The 16,156-nt window shown below is 58.4% G+C and carries 16 protein-coding genes; 14 read left to right on the forward strand and 2 right to left on the reverse strand.

Annotated elements, in window-relative coordinates:
• The gene (locus OMP38_RS27730) at positions 1–171 is read left to right on the forward strand and encodes a helix-turn-helix domain-containing protein (RefSeq protein WP_277567965.1); all 171 of its coding nucleotides are present in this window, start codon (positions 1–3) and stop codon (positions 169–171) included.
• Between the two features lie 307 nt (positions 172–478).
• Here OMP38_RS27730 and OMP38_RS27735 read toward each other — a convergent pair whose 3' ends face one another.
• Positions 479–985 (reverse strand): hypothetical protein, encoded by a 507-nt coding sequence (locus OMP38_RS27735; protein ID WP_277567966.1) that lies wholly within the window; start codon positions 983–985, stop codon positions 479–481.
• Between the two features lie 67 nt (positions 986–1,052).
• Between OMP38_RS27735 and OMP38_RS27740 the strand changes: the two genes are divergently transcribed.
• The 13 genes from OMP38_RS27740 (at position 1,053) to OMP38_RS27800 (ending at position 15,040) form a co-directional block, all read left to right on the forward strand.
• Positions 1,053–1,415 carry an ABC transporter permease subunit gene (locus OMP38_RS27740; RefSeq protein WP_277567967.1) on the forward strand — a complete coding sequence of 121 codons (363 nt, stop codon included), beginning with the start codon at positions 1,053–1,055 and terminating at the stop codon, positions 1,413–1,415.
• A 19-nt stretch (positions 1,416–1,434) separates the two neighbouring features.
• Entirely contained in the window at positions 1,435–2,322 is an 888-nt protein-coding gene (locus OMP38_RS27745) for a carbohydrate ABC transporter permease (protein WP_277567968.1), read from the forward strand.
• Positions 2,323–2,383: 61 nt separating this feature from the next.
• Positions 2,384–4,003 carry an extracellular solute-binding protein gene (locus OMP38_RS27750; RefSeq protein ID WP_277567969.1) on the forward strand — a complete coding sequence of 540 codons (1,620 nt, stop codon included), beginning with the start codon at positions 2,384–2,386 and terminating at the stop codon, positions 4,001–4,003.
• An 87-nt stretch (positions 4,004–4,090) separates the two neighbouring features.
• Positions 4,091–4,537, forward strand: coding sequence for a hypothetical protein (locus OMP38_RS27755; RefSeq protein WP_277567970.1), 447 nt, complete (start codon positions 4,091–4,093; stop codon positions 4,535–4,537).
• 11 nt (positions 4,538–4,548) lie between these two features.
• Complete coding sequence (locus OMP38_RS27760) at positions 4,549–6,345, forward strand: hypothetical protein (protein WP_277567971.1); 1,797 nt, start codon at positions 4,549–4,551, stop codon at positions 6,343–6,345.
• An 18-nt stretch (positions 6,346–6,363) separates the two neighbouring features.
• On the forward strand, positions 6,364–7,800 hold the full coding sequence (locus OMP38_RS27765) for a DUF4832 domain-containing protein (RefSeq protein ID WP_277567972.1): 1,437 nt from the start codon (positions 6,364–6,366) through the stop codon (positions 7,798–7,800).
• Positions 7,801–7,852: 52 nt separating this feature from the next.
• Positions 7,853–9,361, forward strand: a complete 1,509-nt coding sequence (locus tag OMP38_RS27770) for an alpha/beta hydrolase family protein (protein WP_277567973.1) — start codon at positions 7,853–7,855, stop codon at positions 9,359–9,361.
• Entirely contained in the window at positions 9,312–9,713 is a 402-nt protein-coding gene (locus OMP38_RS27775; protein WP_277567974.1) for a hypothetical protein, read from the forward strand. Before OMP38_RS27770 ends, OMP38_RS27775 begins: the two co-directional genes overlap by 50 nt.
• A 168-nt stretch (positions 9,714–9,881) precedes the next feature.
• A complete protein-coding gene (locus OMP38_RS27780; RefSeq protein WP_277567975.1) occupies positions 9,882–10,511 on the forward strand; it encodes a 6-phosphogluconolactonase in 630 nt (209 codons plus the stop codon).
• A 226-nt stretch (positions 10,512–10,737) separates the two neighbouring features.
• Positions 10,738–11,112 (forward strand): hypothetical protein, encoded by a 375-nt coding sequence (locus OMP38_RS27785; RefSeq protein ID WP_277567976.1) that lies wholly within the window; start codon positions 10,738–10,740, stop codon positions 11,110–11,112.
• A gap of 701 nt (positions 11,113–11,813) precedes the next feature.
• Complete coding sequence (locus tag OMP38_RS27790) at positions 11,814–13,355, forward strand: sodium:solute symporter family transporter (protein ID WP_277567977.1); 1,542 nt, start codon at positions 11,814–11,816, stop codon at positions 13,353–13,355.
• Positions 13,356–13,359: 4 nt separating this feature from the next.
• Positions 13,360–13,674: a hypothetical protein gene (locus OMP38_RS27795; protein ID WP_277567978.1), complete on the forward strand. Its 315-nt coding sequence runs from the start codon at positions 13,360–13,362 to the stop codon at positions 13,672–13,674.
• 40 nt (positions 13,675–13,714) lie between these two features.
• Positions 13,715–15,040 carry an LLM class flavin-dependent oxidoreductase gene (locus OMP38_RS27800; RefSeq protein WP_277567979.1) on the forward strand — a complete coding sequence of 442 codons (1,326 nt, stop codon included), beginning with the start codon at positions 13,715–13,717 and terminating at the stop codon, positions 15,038–15,040.
• A gap of 45 nt (positions 15,041–15,085) precedes the next feature.
• Here OMP38_RS27800 and OMP38_RS27805 read toward each other — a convergent pair whose 3' ends face one another.
• Positions 15,086–16,075 carry an aldo/keto reductase gene (locus tag OMP38_RS27805; RefSeq protein WP_277567980.1) on the reverse strand — a complete coding sequence of 330 codons (990 nt, stop codon included), beginning with the start codon at positions 16,073–16,075 and terminating at the stop codon, positions 15,086–15,088.
• Positions 16,076–16,156 lie beyond the last annotated feature (81 nt).

The raw sequence follows: 16,156 nt of genomic DNA on the forward strand, positions 1-16,156 counted from the left end.
ATGCAAAAAGCAAAGGAACTGCTGCAAGAGGGCGCTAAGGTATACGAAGCCTCACGCCTGATCGGGTACCGGGACATCAGCTATTTCACGCGGCTGTTCCGCAAATATTGGGGCGTCATGCCGAGCGAGGTATCCCGCTCCCGGACGACCGAAGAGCATGGAACTGCATGAACAGGACGAGGGGCTGTCCGAAAAGTCATATTCTTTGACTTTTCGGGCGGCTTTTTTTGTCCCCCTTCGCCTTGCACGGCGGGTTGCCGATGAAGCCGCGTTGGTGCACAAAAAGTGTGCACCATGGCGAGGGCTGGGCCGCACATCGGCGCAGTTGCCGTGCTGGCGCACAAAAATGTGCACCATGGCGAGGGCCGAGGCCCCGGCGGTCGCGCTAGCAGCGCATATGTTTACGCCGGCTTAACAAAGTCATTTTCTTCAGCCGTTGAGGTTATCGGATTCACCTATTGCCGACGGGAAGCCTGAATTATAATTTCCTCAACAAGCGAAGGAGGGGTGCTGACACTTGTACATCGCGAAGGTCTGGAAGTATCGCTTTCTCTACCTGCTCCTGCTGCCGGGACTGATTTATTTCATCGTCTACAAATACTTGCCGATGTTCGGTTTGGTAATCGCATTCAAAGATTATAGCGCCTTCCAGGGATTCACGAACAGCCCTTGGGTGGGGCTGCGGCACTTCCGCACCATCTTCGACTCGCCCGACATGGTCCGCATTTTTTTCAACACGCTTTACTTGAACGCGCTCCAGCTGCTGTTCGCGTTTCCAGCAGGCATCGTGATGGCGCTCATGCTGAATGAAGTCAAAAACAGCTTTTTCAAGAAAACGGTACAATCGATCGTTTACCTGCCTCACTTCGTATCCTGGATCGTCGTCGTCAGCATCGCGCTCACCGCGCTCGGCAGCGAGGGCATCCTCAACGGCGTGCTTGAGACGTTGGGCTTCCAGCCCATCAACTTTCTGACTTCGCCCCATTGGTTCATGCCTCTCATTACGCTCGAGGGCATGTGGAAAGAGACGGGCTGGGGCACGATCATCTTTTTTGGCAGCGCTGTCAGGGATCAATCCAAACCTGTACGAAGCGGCCGTCATCGATGGTGCGAACCGCTGGCAGAGCATCCGATACATTACGCTTCCGTCTCTGCGCGGGACGATTGCCATTCTGCTCATTCTGCAGGTGGGACATGTGCTCGATACGGGCATCGAACAAATCCTGCTCATGGTGAACTCGCTGACCAAAGAAGTCGGGACGACCTTGGACCTATACGTGTTCCAGAAAGGGATCGAGGGCGCGGATTACAGCTTCGCTACCGCGTTCGGCTTGTTCAAGAGCCTGATCGGTCTGGTCCTGATCCTCGGCGCCAATCGCTTGGCTAAGAAAGTCGGAGAAGAAGGCGTATTTTAAGACGAAAGGAGGATATAGGGTGTACCGCAAATCATTAGGCGAAAAAACGTTCGATGGGAGCATTATCCTGCTGCTCGTGCTGACGTCCTTGCTCATGCTCTTTCCGTTCTACTATATGATCGTGATCTCATTCTCCTCTTACGACGATTACCTGAGACACGGGGTCGTGCTGTGGCCGAAGCAGTGGGTGCTGGATGCCTATCGATCCATCTTCGAGTCCCGTGCCTTTGTCCGCTCCATCGGAAGCACCGTGTTCGTGACGGTCGCCGGAACCTTGGTAGACCTGATCATGACATCCTCGATGGCCTACGCGCTGTCCCGGGACATTCCCGGCCGGAAGTTTTTTAACATGATGGTGGTATTCACCTTCCTGTTCGGCGGCGGGATGATTCCGACGTATCTCATCGTCAAGTCCACCGGGTTGATCGACACGTACTGGGCGCTCATCATTCCAGGCTGCATCAGCGCCTTTAACCTGATCATTATCCGGCAATTTTTCCGGGGCATTCCGAACGAGCTGAACGACGCCGCGCTCATCGACGGGGCGAGCGAGGTCAAGATCTTCGTCTTAATCGTCCTCCCGTTATCCAAGCCGGTGCTTGCCGCTTTTTCGCTGTTCTACGCGGTCGGCCACTGGAACACCTTTTTCGACGCGATTCTGTATTTGAACGACTCCACGAAGTGGACGCTCCAAGTCGTCCTTCGCCAGCTCGTCATCCTGGGAAATGTCTCGGATACCCTTCATCAATCTCCGGAAGCGAGGATGGCGCAGCTCGATCAGCAGACGCCGCCCGAAACGATCGGCATGGCGGCCGTACTCGTGGCCACGATCCCCATCCTGCTCTTGTATCCGTTTCTGCAAAAGCACTTTGCCAAGGGGGTGATGCTCGGTTCGATCAAGGGCTAGCTCGTTTAAGCGAAGAGACGCCGGTTTCATTGAGGACAAATTGATTAATCGGAGGGTCCACATGAAAAAGAAAAACGCAAGCTTGCTGCTTATGCTTTCCCTATCGCTGGGCGTAACCGCTTGTTCCGCTAACAAGGAAGAAGCTCAGCCGACCAGCTCGAGCGGCAGTACCAGTACGGCCCCGGCCGCCAGCTCTGCAGGCGCGACGGCTTCGTCAAGCGCGGACCCTATCGCCAAGAAGCTCGACATCTCGCTGTTCGAAGGCGTGTGGTCGGCCATTCCGGATCCGAACGGAGCGGGCGTTCAGGCGATCAACGAGAAGTTCAACGTTAATTTTAAGGCTAACCTGGTCCCTTTCGACCAAGGCGGACAGAAGATGGCCGTGCTCATGGCTTCGGGCGACATGCCGGATTTCGTAGGCCTTGGAGGCGCGGATCCCAGCTACTTGAAGTGGGCGAAGCAAGGTGCATTCCTGCCGCTGAACGACTATATCGACAAGTATCCGGTGCTGAAGCTCATTCCCAAGACCGCCTGGGACTCCGTTACGGTAGACGGCAACATCTACGCGATTCCCCGGTTTTTCACGACCAAATACAGGAACGTGCCGATCATCCGGAAGGACTGGCTCGACAAACTCAACTTGCAGATGCCGACGACCTACGAAGAACTGCTGAACGTAGCCAAAGCGTTCACCTTCGACGACCCCGACGGCAACGGGAAGGACGACACCTACGGATTCGTCATGGCCAACGGCTTGGATAACGAGATGGCCATGGGCTCCGGCTTCTACAGCGACACCTGGTCGATGAAGAACGATAAAGGCCAGTACCTCCCGGGCATTATTACGGATGCCAGCAAGCAGCGCATCCAGTTCCTTCGCGACGCGTTCAAAGCGGGCGTCGTCCCCAAGGATTGGCCGGTATTGACCTACAAGGACAACCGGACGACGTTTTATGGCGGCAAAGCCGGTATCTATTACGATGGCACGCCAGGCAACAAAGGCTTGTTCGATCAACTGTTCAAGGCGGCTCCGAGCGCAGTCGTGGAGACCATTCCGCCATTCAAGGCGCCGGACGGCTCGCAGGCGCTGCCGGGTCTGAGCGGCTGGTACCAGATGTATTCGCTGAACGGCAAGCTCAAGAACGATCCCGACAAAGTCGACCGCATTTTGAGCATGATCAACTACTTCGCTACCTTTATTCCTCCCGAACAGCAGAACGAGAACAATCCCGATTTCGACTGGAAAAACGGCGGCGTCGGAAAAGGCTATACGATGGAGAACGGCATTGCGAATTTCCCGGAAGAATCCTTGAGCCAACGTCCGAAATCGTATCTGGAGATCGCGGAGTGGGCGCCTAGCGACGAAGCGCTGCAGGTCGAGAAAAAAGCAACGAACCCGATTCAAAAGGCGTACGCCGAAAAAGCGGTGAAGCTGTGGTCGACGCCCGGCATGACGTATATCAACCCGGTATTCAGCATTCATTCGGACTTGTACGATACGAAGTTCTGGGAACTGAACACGAAGCTGATCGACGAACAAACGAAGATGATCGTCGGCAATTCTTCTATGGACAACTGGGATAAAATGGTCCAGGATTTCCTTAAAAACGGCGGACAGGATGTCATTGACGAAGTGAACAAAAAGATGCAGGAAGCAGGCGCGGAACCGACGTACAGATAAAGTTTCGAACAATAGGAAGGGAGGGACGCTACCTGGGTTCCTCCCTTCTCTCCGGATTCTTGTCGGATCAGAGAGGATGAACAGATAATGGCGAACTACCTGGAGCTCGACCTGGACAGCGTGGCCCGCATCGGGCTCATGTACCTGGACGGCGACCAATTCGAGGACGTGCAGCTCGACCGCCACGGCGATACGGACTATGACTTCGAGCGATTCGCGAACGTGAAGAACGATTTGACCCGATTGGAAAATATCAATCCCCGCCTGGCCGTCTGCGCCGTTCTCTGGCAGTTCCATCCGAAAAATCCCCGCCTGGCCGTGCCTGTCGTCGTCGGCAAGTCCTTGCCGCCGGAAGGATGGGCGCGTACGCCCGCCTGCGCCGAGATGATCCGGACGCGGGACAACGGCACGCCGCAAACGAGAAAGCGGGAAGCGGACCTGATCTCCACGTACTACCCGGTAAAAAACAGCGACGACGAGATCGTCGGCGTGCTGGAGCTGCTGCAAGGCATGACCTATATCGAGGATCTATAAGGAGACCGACGATGAACATCTACTTGCTTAAGGACTACGTGCGCGTTGACGGCGTTACCGGGGCGTTTATCGAAATGGAAGGCCGCGAGGAATTCGAGACGTTCGAACGGGACATCGAGTTGCATACCGCGATGAATCAATATGTCTCGTTCCAGGTGATCTTCGATACCGAAGGGGAAGCGATCACGGCATCCGACCTGTCGTTCGGCGAGCTCCGCGGGCCCGGCGGCGCGTTGACGCCGGATACGGAAGTGTTCGTCGAATGGTTCCACGAGACCGAGGGCTGCGCGGTTCCCGACTGTCTCGTCCCGCTGTCCGCGGAACGGCCCTTCCGCGTCCCGCAGGACGACGTCTACTTGCCGGGACAGAAGGTGGGCGCCCTCTGGGTGGACTGGTTCGTGCCGAAGGGGCTCGTGCCGGGCGAATACGCGGGGACGGTTCGCGCGCAAGCGAACGGTTCGGCGAAGGAATTCGGGCTGCGCCTCGTCGTTCACGCCGTTACCGTGCCCGACAAGAGCCTGATGACGGCGGATCTGAATGCGTATGCGGATTCCATTTCCCCGGTATTTCCGCACCTTGCCTCCAATCCGAACCGTTACGACGACGGCAGCTTTTTCGAAATGGAAAAGCAGGTCGTGGCGATGTCCCGCGAGCATCGGGCGCTGTATCACAACTTGGGCTACAAGCATTCGGGCATCGTCGTGCCATCCTTTGCGCCCGAGCTGGAGGGAGAAGGGAAAAACATTCGGGTCAAGTCCTGGGAGCGGTTCGATCGCCACTTCGGTCCCTATCTGGACGGCTCGGCCTTCCGCGGATCGCGCAGAGGCGCGTATCCGATCGAATATTTGTACCTGCCCTTCCATATGAATTGGCCCGCCCGCTTCGAGAAGTGGGGGAAGAAGGGCTTCCGAACCGAAGTGCGCCGCATCATGGCTGAGTTCGTACGTCACTTCGAGGAGATGGGCTGGACCGAGACGGGCTTCGAGATTTTCCTGAACCATAAAAAGCACTACCGCTTCTACCCGTTCACGCTAGACGAGATCTGGTACGAGCACGACGAGGAGCCGTTCGAGGCGTACTACGACATCATCAAGGAAACGTACGATACGACGGGCGTGCGCTTCCTGTTCCGGACCGACGAGAGCAATTATTACGGCGTTCACGCGCAGAACCATTATGCGGACTTCTGCGACCTGTGGGTCGTCAATACGGGGATGTTCAGCTGGTTCCCCGACGCCGCCGAGAACCTGAAGCAGAAGGGCAAGACGGTCTGGCTCTACGGCGGCGTCCTGCGCGGGCTCTCCGACAGCTTCGTCACGCAGTTCACCTCGCCGATGCACGCGTTCATGGCGGACGTCGACGGCTTCTGCGTCTGGAACGCCTTCGGCCACGGCGCGAGCGATTATCTGAAAGCGCCTATATCGGACGAGATCATCATGTATCCCGGCGTCCGCTTCGGCTTGGAGGCTCCGCTGCCCTCCATCCGGCTGAAGTTCATGCGCAATACGATGCAGCTGGCCGATGCGATGATGGGCACGAACGGCTTCGACATCGAGAGCAAATACGGCTTGAAGCGCAAGGTCAAAGACATCGTGAACAAGCATTACGGCTTTGATAGCGACGACGGCTGGTGGAAGGAAACGCCGGACTTCGCGGACACGCCGCCTCGCTACTGGGATTTCGGCCGCGGCGGCGAAGTCGACAAGGCCTGCTCGCCGGCGCCTGCTTCAGGCAAGTCGCCGCGGATGATGGAGCGGCTCCGGCAAGAGGTGCTTGCCTACCTCGGCTCGACCGGATTATTCGAATGAGGGGAGTCGACGGGCGGCATGAAAACCAAACGGTACGTGGTCAGGCCTAAAGTGATCGACGACGTGCTGGACAATCCCGGCATCGGCTTCATGACCTTCCAACGGTTCAACGGCGATCGGCTGAACGAAGGCAACGGCTGGACCGAAGGCTTCCCGATCGAATACCAGCCGGCAGGCGGGGATCTGTCCAACGAGCGGCATCCCCGCACGACGATCGCTTATTTCCGGCTTTATTGGCAGTTCCTCGAGACCGCGCCGGGACAATACGATTGGGCGGTGATCGACCGCGCGCTGTCTACCGCCAAGGAACGCGGGCAGACGTTGATGCTGCGAATCGCGCCCTACGGAGAGTCGACGGAGAAGACGGACGTGCCGGACTGGTATCGGGAGCTTCCGGGCGTGACCGGCAACCCGATCCAGCCGAAGTGGCTCGTCGATCCGGAGGATCCGCGGTACGCGCAATATTTCGGCGGCATGGTCCGGGCATTGGGCCGGCGCTACGACGGCCACCCCGGACTGGAAGCCGTAGACGTGTCCTTCGTCGGGCCGTGGGGAGAGGGCGAAGGCACGGAGAAGCTGACGGACCGGACGCGGGAAGCCTTGGTCGACGGCTATGTCGACAGCTTCCGCGAGACGCCGCTCTTGATGCTCCTCACGGACGAGCGGACGAACCGGTATGCTTTGTCCCGCCGCAACGTCGGATACCGCGCGGACTGTCTGGGCGATATGGGCGGCAGCTGGACCAACCTGATGGAGATTCTGCCCGGCAGCGCGAACGACTATCACGATGTTCCGCTCGACTGGTCTCATATGATGGATCACTATCCGCAGAAAATCATCCAGAACGGCTTCCGCGACGCCTGGCAGAAGGCGCCAGTGTCGTTCGAGGTATGCTGGGTCGTGCAGGACTGGTACGACCGCAAGTGGGATATCGACTATATCATCGACCAATCGCTGAAGTGGCACATCTCCTCCTTCAACGCCAAGTCGTCTCCGATCCCGGAGGCGTGGGAGCCGAACGTCAGGCGTTGGCTGAACCGGATGGGCTACCGGCTCGCGCTTCGCAAGTTGACTTATCCTTGCGTCGTCCGGCCGGGCGGCGAGATGACGATCGCGACATGGTGGGAGAACCTCGGCGTCGCGCCGTGCTACCGCAAGTACGAGCTGGCGGTGCGGTTGAAGAACGAGCGGGACGAGATCGTATTGAAAACCGCTGCGGACATCCGGGCGTGGCTGCCCGGCGACAATCTGTACGATGGGGCGCTCCGGCTTCCGGATGCGCTGCAAGAAGGACATTATCAGGTAGCCCTCGGTCTGCTGGATCCGCATTCCGGCGAGCCGGCCATCCGGCTGGCCGTCGAAGGCAGGGGCCCGGACGGCTGGTACGCGGTCGGCGGCATCGAGGTCCGGCATCGAGACGAGGAGGTAGACGCAGCTGAACCTGAACCTTTTTGAACTGGAAAACTACTTCATTGACTACGACGTCCGGGACGAGCTGAAAAAGCTCGTGTACGATCGATCTATGGCTGCCTTCGCGCAAGGCGACCGGGACAGAGACGCGATCGCGGACCGGGGACAGCTGGAAGCCCGCCGGGAGATGCTGCGGGAGAAGCTCATCGCGGCGATCGGCGGGCTGCCTTCCGGCGATACGCCGCTTAACCCGCGGACGAGGGGCGTCGTCGCCCGCGAAGGCTATGTCATCGAGAAGGTGATGTTCGAATCCAGGCCTCGCGCCTATGTGACAGCAAACCTGTACGTGCCGGACGGCATCGACTCTCCCCGGGGAGCCGTGCTGTTCCTGTGCGGACACGACCACGAGGCGAAGCACGGCGAAGAGTATCAGACCGTATGCGGAATTCTGGTCAAGGCCGGCCTGGTGGTATTGGCGATGGACCCGATCGGGCAGGGCGAGCGCTTCAGCTACTACGACGCGTCGTCCGGCTCGCTCGCCGTGACCGACGGCATCGTCGAGCACGATTATGCCGGCCAGCAATGCTTGCCCCTCGGGGACGGACTAGCCCGGTATTTTCTGCACGACGCGATGCGGGCCGTCGACTATCTGGCCGGCCGCCCCGAGGTCGATCCCGCGCGGATCGGCGTCACGGGCAATTCCGGGGGCGGCACGCAGACGAGCCTGATGATGCTGGCCGATCCCCGCATCGCGGCGGCCGCGCCGGCCACCTTCATCATGAGCCGAGAGAGCTATCTCGTCACCGGCCAAGCCCAGGACGCCGAGCAGATATGGTTCGGCATGACGGCCTTGGGGCTGGACCACGAGGACATTCTGATGGCGATGGCGCCGAAGCCGGTGCTGGTGCTCGCCGTCACGAACGATTTCTTCCCGATCGAAGGCACGCACCGAACCGTCGAGCGAGTCCGGCGCATCTGGACGATGTACGGCTGCGAGGATCGGCTTCGTTTCGTCGAGGACGACTCCCATCACAAGTACACCGTCCCGCTGGCGCAAGCCGCGGCCGGCTTCTTCCGCGAGCATCTGCTAGCGGACTCGGAGGAGCAGACGGCGGGGGGAAGCCGTCATGGTCGACCCTCGTCAGCTGTGGTGCACCGTGTCCGGACAGGTCCGCGGCGACATCCCGGATGCGCGCGGCGTCCACGAGGAGACCATGGACCGGCTGCGCGCGCTGGAGCAAGCCCGCGAAGCGCTGCCGGCCAAGGTCCGCAGGGAAGACGCGCTGGCCTGGCTGAAGGAGCGGGTATGGACGGCGCGCAGGGAGAGCCCGCTATACCCCCGCGTCACGCTGCTCGGACACTGGAACGGCCTGCGGGTACGGAGCGTCGTCTGGTGGAGCCAGGCGGGGCTGCACGGCCATGCGTTTCTTTTCGGCGATTCGGGGCGTACCGGCGAAGAAGGACCGGTGACGATCGCTTTATGGGAGAAGGGCACGCGCGATCTGCATCGGCATGCGCCGACGATACGCAAGATCTGCGACGGCGGCCGACAGCTGGTGGTCCTCGACGTGTCGGGCAGCGGCGCGCTGAGTCCGAACGCGATTAACCGTTACGAGTCGTACGCGTTCTACGGCACCGTGCACAAGCTGACCACCGATCTGTTCTGGCTGGGCGACAGTCTGGCGGCCATGCGCGTCTACGACGTGATCCGCGCCCTCGACGTGGCCGAGAGGCTGAGCGGGGCGAACAAAGGAGACATTCAAATCTATACGACAGGCCGGTTCAGCCTTTACGCCCATCTGGCCAACGCGCTGGATTCGCGTATCGCTCGCGTGGAAGCGGTGAGCGGAACGACCGACTTCAGCTCCTGGGTGAAGTCCCGGTACTACGACGAATACAATCATATTGGCTTTATCATGCCGGGGATGCTGCGCCACTTTGATTTGCAGGATCTGTAGGGACAGAAGGAGCGGTAGGGATTTAAGATCGGAAGCTGGGAAGGAACTGAAGCAAAAGGGGGGGGACTAGGTTGAATCTGCATGTGTGCGATACTGCCGAAGCGCTGGGCAGGGATGCCGCGAAGCAAAGCGTTCGTATCCTAGAGGACTGCTTGCGCGAACAGGGTTATGCAAGAATCGTGCTGTCCACGGGGGGCTTCGCAGTTTACGTTCTTCCGCGCGCTGGCCGCCGAGAAACTGGATTGGAGCAAGGTGGAGATGTTCCATCTGGACGAATACGTCGGGCTCAAGGATACGCACCCGGCCAGCTTCCGCCTATACCTGCGCGAGCGATTCCTCTCGTTTGCGCCGGTCGGCCGCGCGCATCTGATCGACGGGGAAGGCGACCTGGACGCGACCGTCGCCCGCCTCGGCGAAGAGATCGCGAGCGCGCCGATCGATCTGGCGCTCATCGGCATCGGCGAGAACGCGCATATCGCCTTTAACGATCCGCCGGCGGACTTTGACGATGAAGCGGCGTACAAAGTCGTAGACTTGGACGAGGCGTGCAAGGCGCAGCAGGTGCGCGAAGGCTGGTTCGAGTCGGCGGAGCGCGTGCCGCGCCAAGCGATCACGATGACGGTCCGGCAAATCTTGAGAAGCCGGCACATCATCTCCTGCGTGCCGCATCAGGTCAAGGCGCGGGCCATTCAGCACGCGCTTGCCGAAGGGGTCACGAACCGGGTCCCGGCATCCATTCTCAAGACGCACGCGAGCTGGGACTTGTATCTGGACCGCGAGTCATCTTCGTTGCTGTAGTATATGTTGGCGCCTAAAAAGCTGGAGGGGTCTTCCTTAGGGGGAGGCCCCTTTATGTTGATAGATGACAGATGCTTTCATTAAATAAAAAATCGCCGCAGAGAACGCCCCATTGGACAAGGTGGCACGGACAGCTCTCCGGAAGGGCCGACCGAGGTACCATAAAAAGTTGGAACTATGACGACTGCGCCAATCTCCTTATGATCGAATCAAACGACGAAGGAGAATGAATATGGGGTTCTGGCACAAGCTTGGGAAAACCGTCTATATGCTTTCAGCCGCAGGGGTCGGAGCCGGATGCTTTTATGCATTCCTGTTTTTTGCCTTTAACCTTGGGGATAGTCTGCTAGGCCAGGATAACAAGGGAGCCGCTATCGCAGCAGCCGCTTTAGCGATGACGGTCACGGTCGGTTTTCTCTTCCTGGGAAGGCTGCTTTACGAATCCTATGAATATCTTCGGGGCTGCTATATTTACGATGCCAGCTATTCAAAAGGGGTCTCATTACGTGGATGTGTACCAAGCGAATCGTGCCAAGCCTTATTTTACAAAGTACATACAGGAGCTCAAAAAAGACATCAGCCGAGCAGATCGCGCCAATAGAACTCGATGATAAGGGAAGTACAGCCGAAACATTAAGTTACTGGAAAGACGGGGGAGATACCATCCAGATCATGCTGAGAAAAAAGGATGGAATGCTGTCCGCCGAGGATTTAAAAACAGTAATAGCGGCCATTCCTCCTGCAAAGTATAAGGTGAGGATATCGATTGATTACGGGAGTTTTAATGAATCTCCCTACGGTCAGTATTCGACTGTTATTTGGATTAGCAATCATTCATCGGAGCCGCCTCATTGCGACTCCGACGATTATGAGAATAATCCGTGTACCGTTGTAGAGGAGTGATCGTCCTCTAGGGCAGCTTGGATCGTGACGCGGGTGACGCCTTCGCCGCTCCAGGCGGATTTTGAATTGAGAGATCCCATTTATCCATATGCGGGGGAGACCAACTAGATGAACGGCCATGGCATCGAGCACCTCGCCATCAACGTCAACGACTTCGACTTTGTTTCTCGGCGAAACAGTTTTGATGCGGAACGTATACCGTCAAACTTGGGAGATAAACGCTGGCAACGATAGTTGACAGCCTCGATAGAGCACTGTAAGATATAAAAAAACCAAGCTTTCCGGTGGGGAATGTTGGTTCATATTCGTCGACTGGACCGCCAGAGACAAAGGCGCCCTTCAAGGAGGGAGTCTTTGTTTTTTGTTTTTTATATCAAAATACGATAGGGGAAGTTGCGGATGCTGCAGGCGAATTCGATTCAACCGTATGTGGGATACATCGTCATGGTTGGGCTTGGACTCTTTATGCTTGTCATCGCCTTGGCGGTCAGATCGTCACTTGTTCGCAATACGCATGACTACATTATCGCGGACCGCCGGATCGGACTTGGCTTCGGCGTAGGGTCCGTAATCGCGGTGTGGACTTGGGCGATGGCCGTGATGATGTCCTCGGGTCAAGCCTACACCTGGGGCCTTTCCGGCTTGTTCTGGTTCACCGTGCCCAACGGCATCGCCGTCATGGCCATGGTTCCTTTTGCGTTGAAGCTTCGGAAGGTCATTCCTAACGGCTACACCATCACGGATTTCATCCGCTCCCGTTTTCAGAATCGGCCGGCGCTCGTCATTGCGGTCATCGGCATGATCTTCGGCATCTTTTTGGAGATCATCATCAATTTAAAAGGCGCGGTCCTGCTGATGGAGACGATCTTCGGCATCAAGGAGATCGTTATTCTTGCAGTCGTCATTCTGATCGTAACCGTATACTCCTATTTCGGCGGGATCTGGACCTCCGCGATTACGGCGACGGTCAATACGCTGCTCATCACGGTGCCGGCCGCCGTCGTCACGCTGTTCGTCCTGTACAAGGTAGGAGGACCGGACGTCCTCTTCGAATCGTTGAACAAGCAGGACCCGCAGCTGTTATCGATTTTCAGGCCAGAGGCCGCCGCAAGCTTCGGCATCACGCTGGCGCTAGGCCTTCTGGCTTCTACCGTGGCGGATCAGACCTTCTGGCAAAAGGTATGGGCGATCAAGCCCCAGCATGTCAAGCGGACGTTCATCTGGGGCGGGGCTTGGTTCTACCCGATCCCGATCGCGCTGGGCTTGATCGGATTGGCCGCGCTCGGCACCGGATTAAAATTAGACGACATCGGCGGAGACGTGACCGCCGTCGGACCGTATCTAGTATCCCATCTGGGGCTCCCGCTCATCATCGTCGTTCTGTATGCCCTTCTTGTTCTGAACGCCTGCTATTCCACGATCGACGGCGCCTTCTCCGCCTTAACCTCTCTGGTAGCCGTCGATATCGTGAAGCCGCTTTGGCCCAAGCTGTCCGAGCGGCGCTTATTCGCCGCGACCAAGCTGAGCATCGTCGTCTGCGCGCTCGTCGCCGCAGCTATCGTCATGTCCGGCGTCAACTTCGTGAGCTTGGTTCTGACGACGTATGCCATCAAGACATCGCTGCTCATTCCGCTTATTCTGGCTATTTTCTGGCCGCGCCTGACGAGCCGGGGCTTCCTCTGGGGGATCGTCCTCAGCATCGCGATCGGACTGCCGGTACGCATCGCGTACGATGAGCTGGTAGGCACGCTGGTCATCTTTGGCATCAGCGCCGTCGTCCCCGTGATCTGGAGCCTGCTGTCCAAGGAAGCGCCTTTCGATTACGCCGTCCTAAAGCATACCAAACAACTGGACGATGCCGAATTCTTCGCGGGATCCGCCAAGGGCGGCCCGGTCGAGCCGTCCGTCGGGTCGATCCCGCAGCTTGGAAGGGAGGTATAGTCGCATGGTTTATGTCACGATCTCCATTGTCGTCGGCGCACTGATCAGCCTGGCTTATTTGGTCAACGTCTGGATTTCCTTCCGCCAAGTCAGTCGCGACAGACAATCGGAGCAGCGGGGGCGCGCTTCCGAGGCGGCAGTTGCGGAGGACGAAGCATGGTTCAGCTGGAAAGCGTTTGTCAGCATCGTCGCCTCCAGCGCGATATTGTACAGCATCGGCAAGTGGGCCTTCCTATGGAACTACGTACCGTTTATCGCCATCGGATCCGCGGTAGCTGTGATCGCCGCCTTTACATTCGAGCGGCGCAAACGCATCTAAATCATAAATCTGATCAGACAAACTGAAGGAGTTGCGACACATGCTTCCGGACAAAAAGAAACAAGCGCATTTATTGGGCTTCATTCAGCACGGCGTGAACAGCCACGCCATCGGGATGTGGCGGCACGCCAAGGATAAAGTGAATTGGGACTGGACGAAGCCCGCGTATTGGCAGCATATGGCCAGAACGATGGAGCGGGGACTGTTCGACGCGATGTTCATTGCCGACGAGCTCGCGCCGTACAACACGTATCAAGACAGCTCGGATGCCTGCGTCAAATACGGCGTGCAATGCCCGACGCACGAGCCGTCGACGATCGTCCCCCTCATTACGACCGCTACCGAGCGGCTCGGCGTCGGCGTGACGCTGTCTACGGCGTTCGAACATCCCTATTCGATGGCCAGAAGGCTATCCAGCCTGGATCACTTGTCATCGGGCCGGATCGCTTGGAACATCGTCAGTTCCTACTCGAAAAGCGAATGGGATGCCTACGGCCAGGATATGACCCTGCGGTCCGATCGTTATGAACGGATGGAAGAGTATGTCGACCTATGCTGCCAGCTATGGGATTCGTGGGAGCCGGACGCCGTGATCGCCGACAAAGCGACCGGCATCTACGCGGATCCCGATAAAGTGAGGGTCGTGGACTTTAAGGGGAAATACTTTCAAAGCTACGGCCGGCATTTTTGCGCCCCTTCCCCACAGGGCAGGCCCGTGTTCTGGCAGGCGGGCTCATCCGGCCGAGGACGGGACTTTGCCGCGCAATACGCCGAAGCGATTTTCGCGGTGCATCCGAACGCGGAGCGTATGCGGCAATACACGGACGATATCAATCAGCGTCTGACCAAGTTCGGCCGTCCGGAAAATTCGGTGGTGCGCATCTTCGGCCTTCAGACCGTCGTGGGGCTGAGCAGGTCCGAAGCGGAGGAGAAATATGCCCGTATTAAGGAGGGCATTCTTCCGGAAGCGGCCCTCGCCTGGATCTCGGGTCACTTCGGGCTGGACTTCTCCAAGTTCAGTCCCGACGAGTACGTGCAAAATATTGAAGTTCCCGGCATTCAAGGGTTGTTCGAGTCCGTGATTTATTCCAAAGGCGGCGCGCCGGTAACGATTCGGGAGGCTGCGCTTTATTACGCGCAGGGTATGGGCATGCCTATCATCGTAGGCACGCCTTCGGATATTGCCGATCAAATGGAGCGCTTCATGGACGAGGGAGGGGCGGACGGATTTATGCTCATCGCCACGAACACGCCGGGCTGCTTCGAAGACTTCGTCGATCTCGTCGTCCCCGAATTGCAAAGACGCGGCCGCTATCGCCGTTCTTATCCGGGCACGACGCTTAGGGAAAATCTTTTGAACGACTGACAGCAGCAGAGGGCGCCGGCTCATCCGGCGCCCTCTGCTGCTGTTCTATGCCAATATCCGATCGATCCGGTCCAGCTCCTCCTGCGTGAACGACGGCTGGGCGAGCGCGCCGACGGCGTCCTCGATCTGGCCGACTTTGCTCGCGCCGATGAGCGCGGACGTGACGCGGCCGCCGCGCAGCACCCAGGCCAGCGCCATCTGCGACAGCTTCTGCCCGCGGCTCTCCGCCAGCTCGTTGAGCTGCCGGACCTTCGCGATGAGCGCCTCGTCGATGCCCTCGGAGCGCAGGAACACGCTCGGTCCCGCCGCGCGCGAGTCGGGAGCGATGCCGTTCAGGTAACGGTCGGTGAGGATGCCCTGGTTCAGCGGCGAAAAGACGATCGAGCCGATGCCCTCCTCGTCGAGCACGTCCTGCAGACCGTCCTCGATCCACCGAGACATCATGGAATAGTTCGGCTGATGAATAAGGCAAGGCGTCCCGAGCCGCTTTAAGATCCGCGACGCTTCGCGCGTCTGCTCCGGGCGATAATTGGAGAAGCCCACGTACAGCGCCTTGCCCTGGCGAACGATGAGATCGAGCGCCGCCATCGTCTCTTCCAGCGGGGTGTCCGGATCGGGCCGGTGATGGTAGTAAATGTCGACGTAGTCGAGGCCCATCCGCTTCAAGCTTTGATCCAGGCTGGCGACGAGGCTTTTCTTGGAGCCCCATTCGCCGTAAGGGCCGGGCCACATATAATAGCCGGCCTTCGTGGAGATGATCAGCTCGTCCCGGTAAGGACGCAGGTCGTCCTTCAGCATGCGGCCGAACGACTCCTCAGCCGATCCGGGAGGCGGGCCGTAATTGTTCGCCAGGTCGAAGTGCGTGATGCCGAGGTCGAACGCGCGTCTGACGAGCGCCCTGCCATTTTCGTACGTGTTAATGCCGCCGAAGTTATGCCACAGGCCGAGCGAGATGGCCGGGAGCTTCAATCCGCTCCTGCCGCTGCGATTGTATGTCATCGCGTCGTATCGGTCTTGTCTTGCCGAGTAGGTCAATTTAAGCACTCCTTCTCATGAGATTAGGCTCATTATAGTTCGACGACAGGGATGAGCCTATATCCGCATGGAAGGAAAATA

The organism is Cohnella ginsengisoli (assembly GCF_029525555.1).
GTDB lineage: Bacteria > Bacillota > Bacilli > Paenibacillales > Paenibacillaceae > Cohnella > Cohnella ginsengisoli.

What these genes read in the sequence shown, in the direction of transcription:
- OMP38_RS27795 (WP_277567978.1), top strand. Translation starts at nt 13,360, where the DNA reads ATGGTTTATGTCACGATCTCCATTGTCGTCGGCGCACTGATCAGCCTG.
- OMP38_RS27760 (WP_277567971.1), top strand. Translation starts at nt 4,549, where the DNA reads ATGAACATCTACTTGCTTAAGGACTACGTGCGCGTTGACGGCGTTACC.
- OMP38_RS27755 (WP_277567970.1), top strand. Translation starts at nt 4,091, where the DNA reads ATGGCGAACTACCTGGAGCTCGACCTGGACAGCGTGGCCCGCATCGGG.
- OMP38_RS27785 (WP_277567976.1), top strand. Translation starts at nt 10,738, where the DNA reads ATGAATATGGGGTTCTGGCACAAGCTTGGGAAAACCGTCTATATGCTT.
- OMP38_RS27730 (WP_277567965.1), top strand. Translation starts at nt 1, where the DNA reads ATGCAAAAAGCAAAGGAACTGCTGCAAGAGGGCGCTAAGGTATACGAA.
- OMP38_RS27790 (WP_277567977.1), top strand. Translation starts at nt 11,814, where the DNA reads ATGCTGCAGGCGAATTCGATTCAACCGTATGTGGGATACATCGTCATG.
- OMP38_RS27765 (WP_277567972.1), top strand. Translation starts at nt 6,364, where the DNA reads ATGAAAACCAAACGGTACGTGGTCAGGCCTAAAGTGATCGACGACGTG.
- OMP38_RS27735 (WP_277567966.1), bottom strand. Translation starts at nt 985, where the DNA reads ATGGGGCGAAGTCAGAAAGTTGATGGGCTGGAAGCCCAACGTCTCAAG.
- OMP38_RS27780 (WP_277567975.1), top strand. Translation starts at nt 9,882, where the DNA reads ATGCAAGAATCGTGCTGTCCACGGGGGGCTTCGCAGTTTACGTTCTTC.
- OMP38_RS27800 (WP_277567979.1), top strand. Translation starts at nt 13,715, where the DNA reads ATGCTTCCGGACAAAAAGAAACAAGCGCATTTATTGGGCTTCATTCAG.
- OMP38_RS27750 (WP_277567969.1), top strand. Translation starts at nt 2,384, where the DNA reads ATGAAAAAGAAAAACGCAAGCTTGCTGCTTATGCTTTCCCTATCGCTG.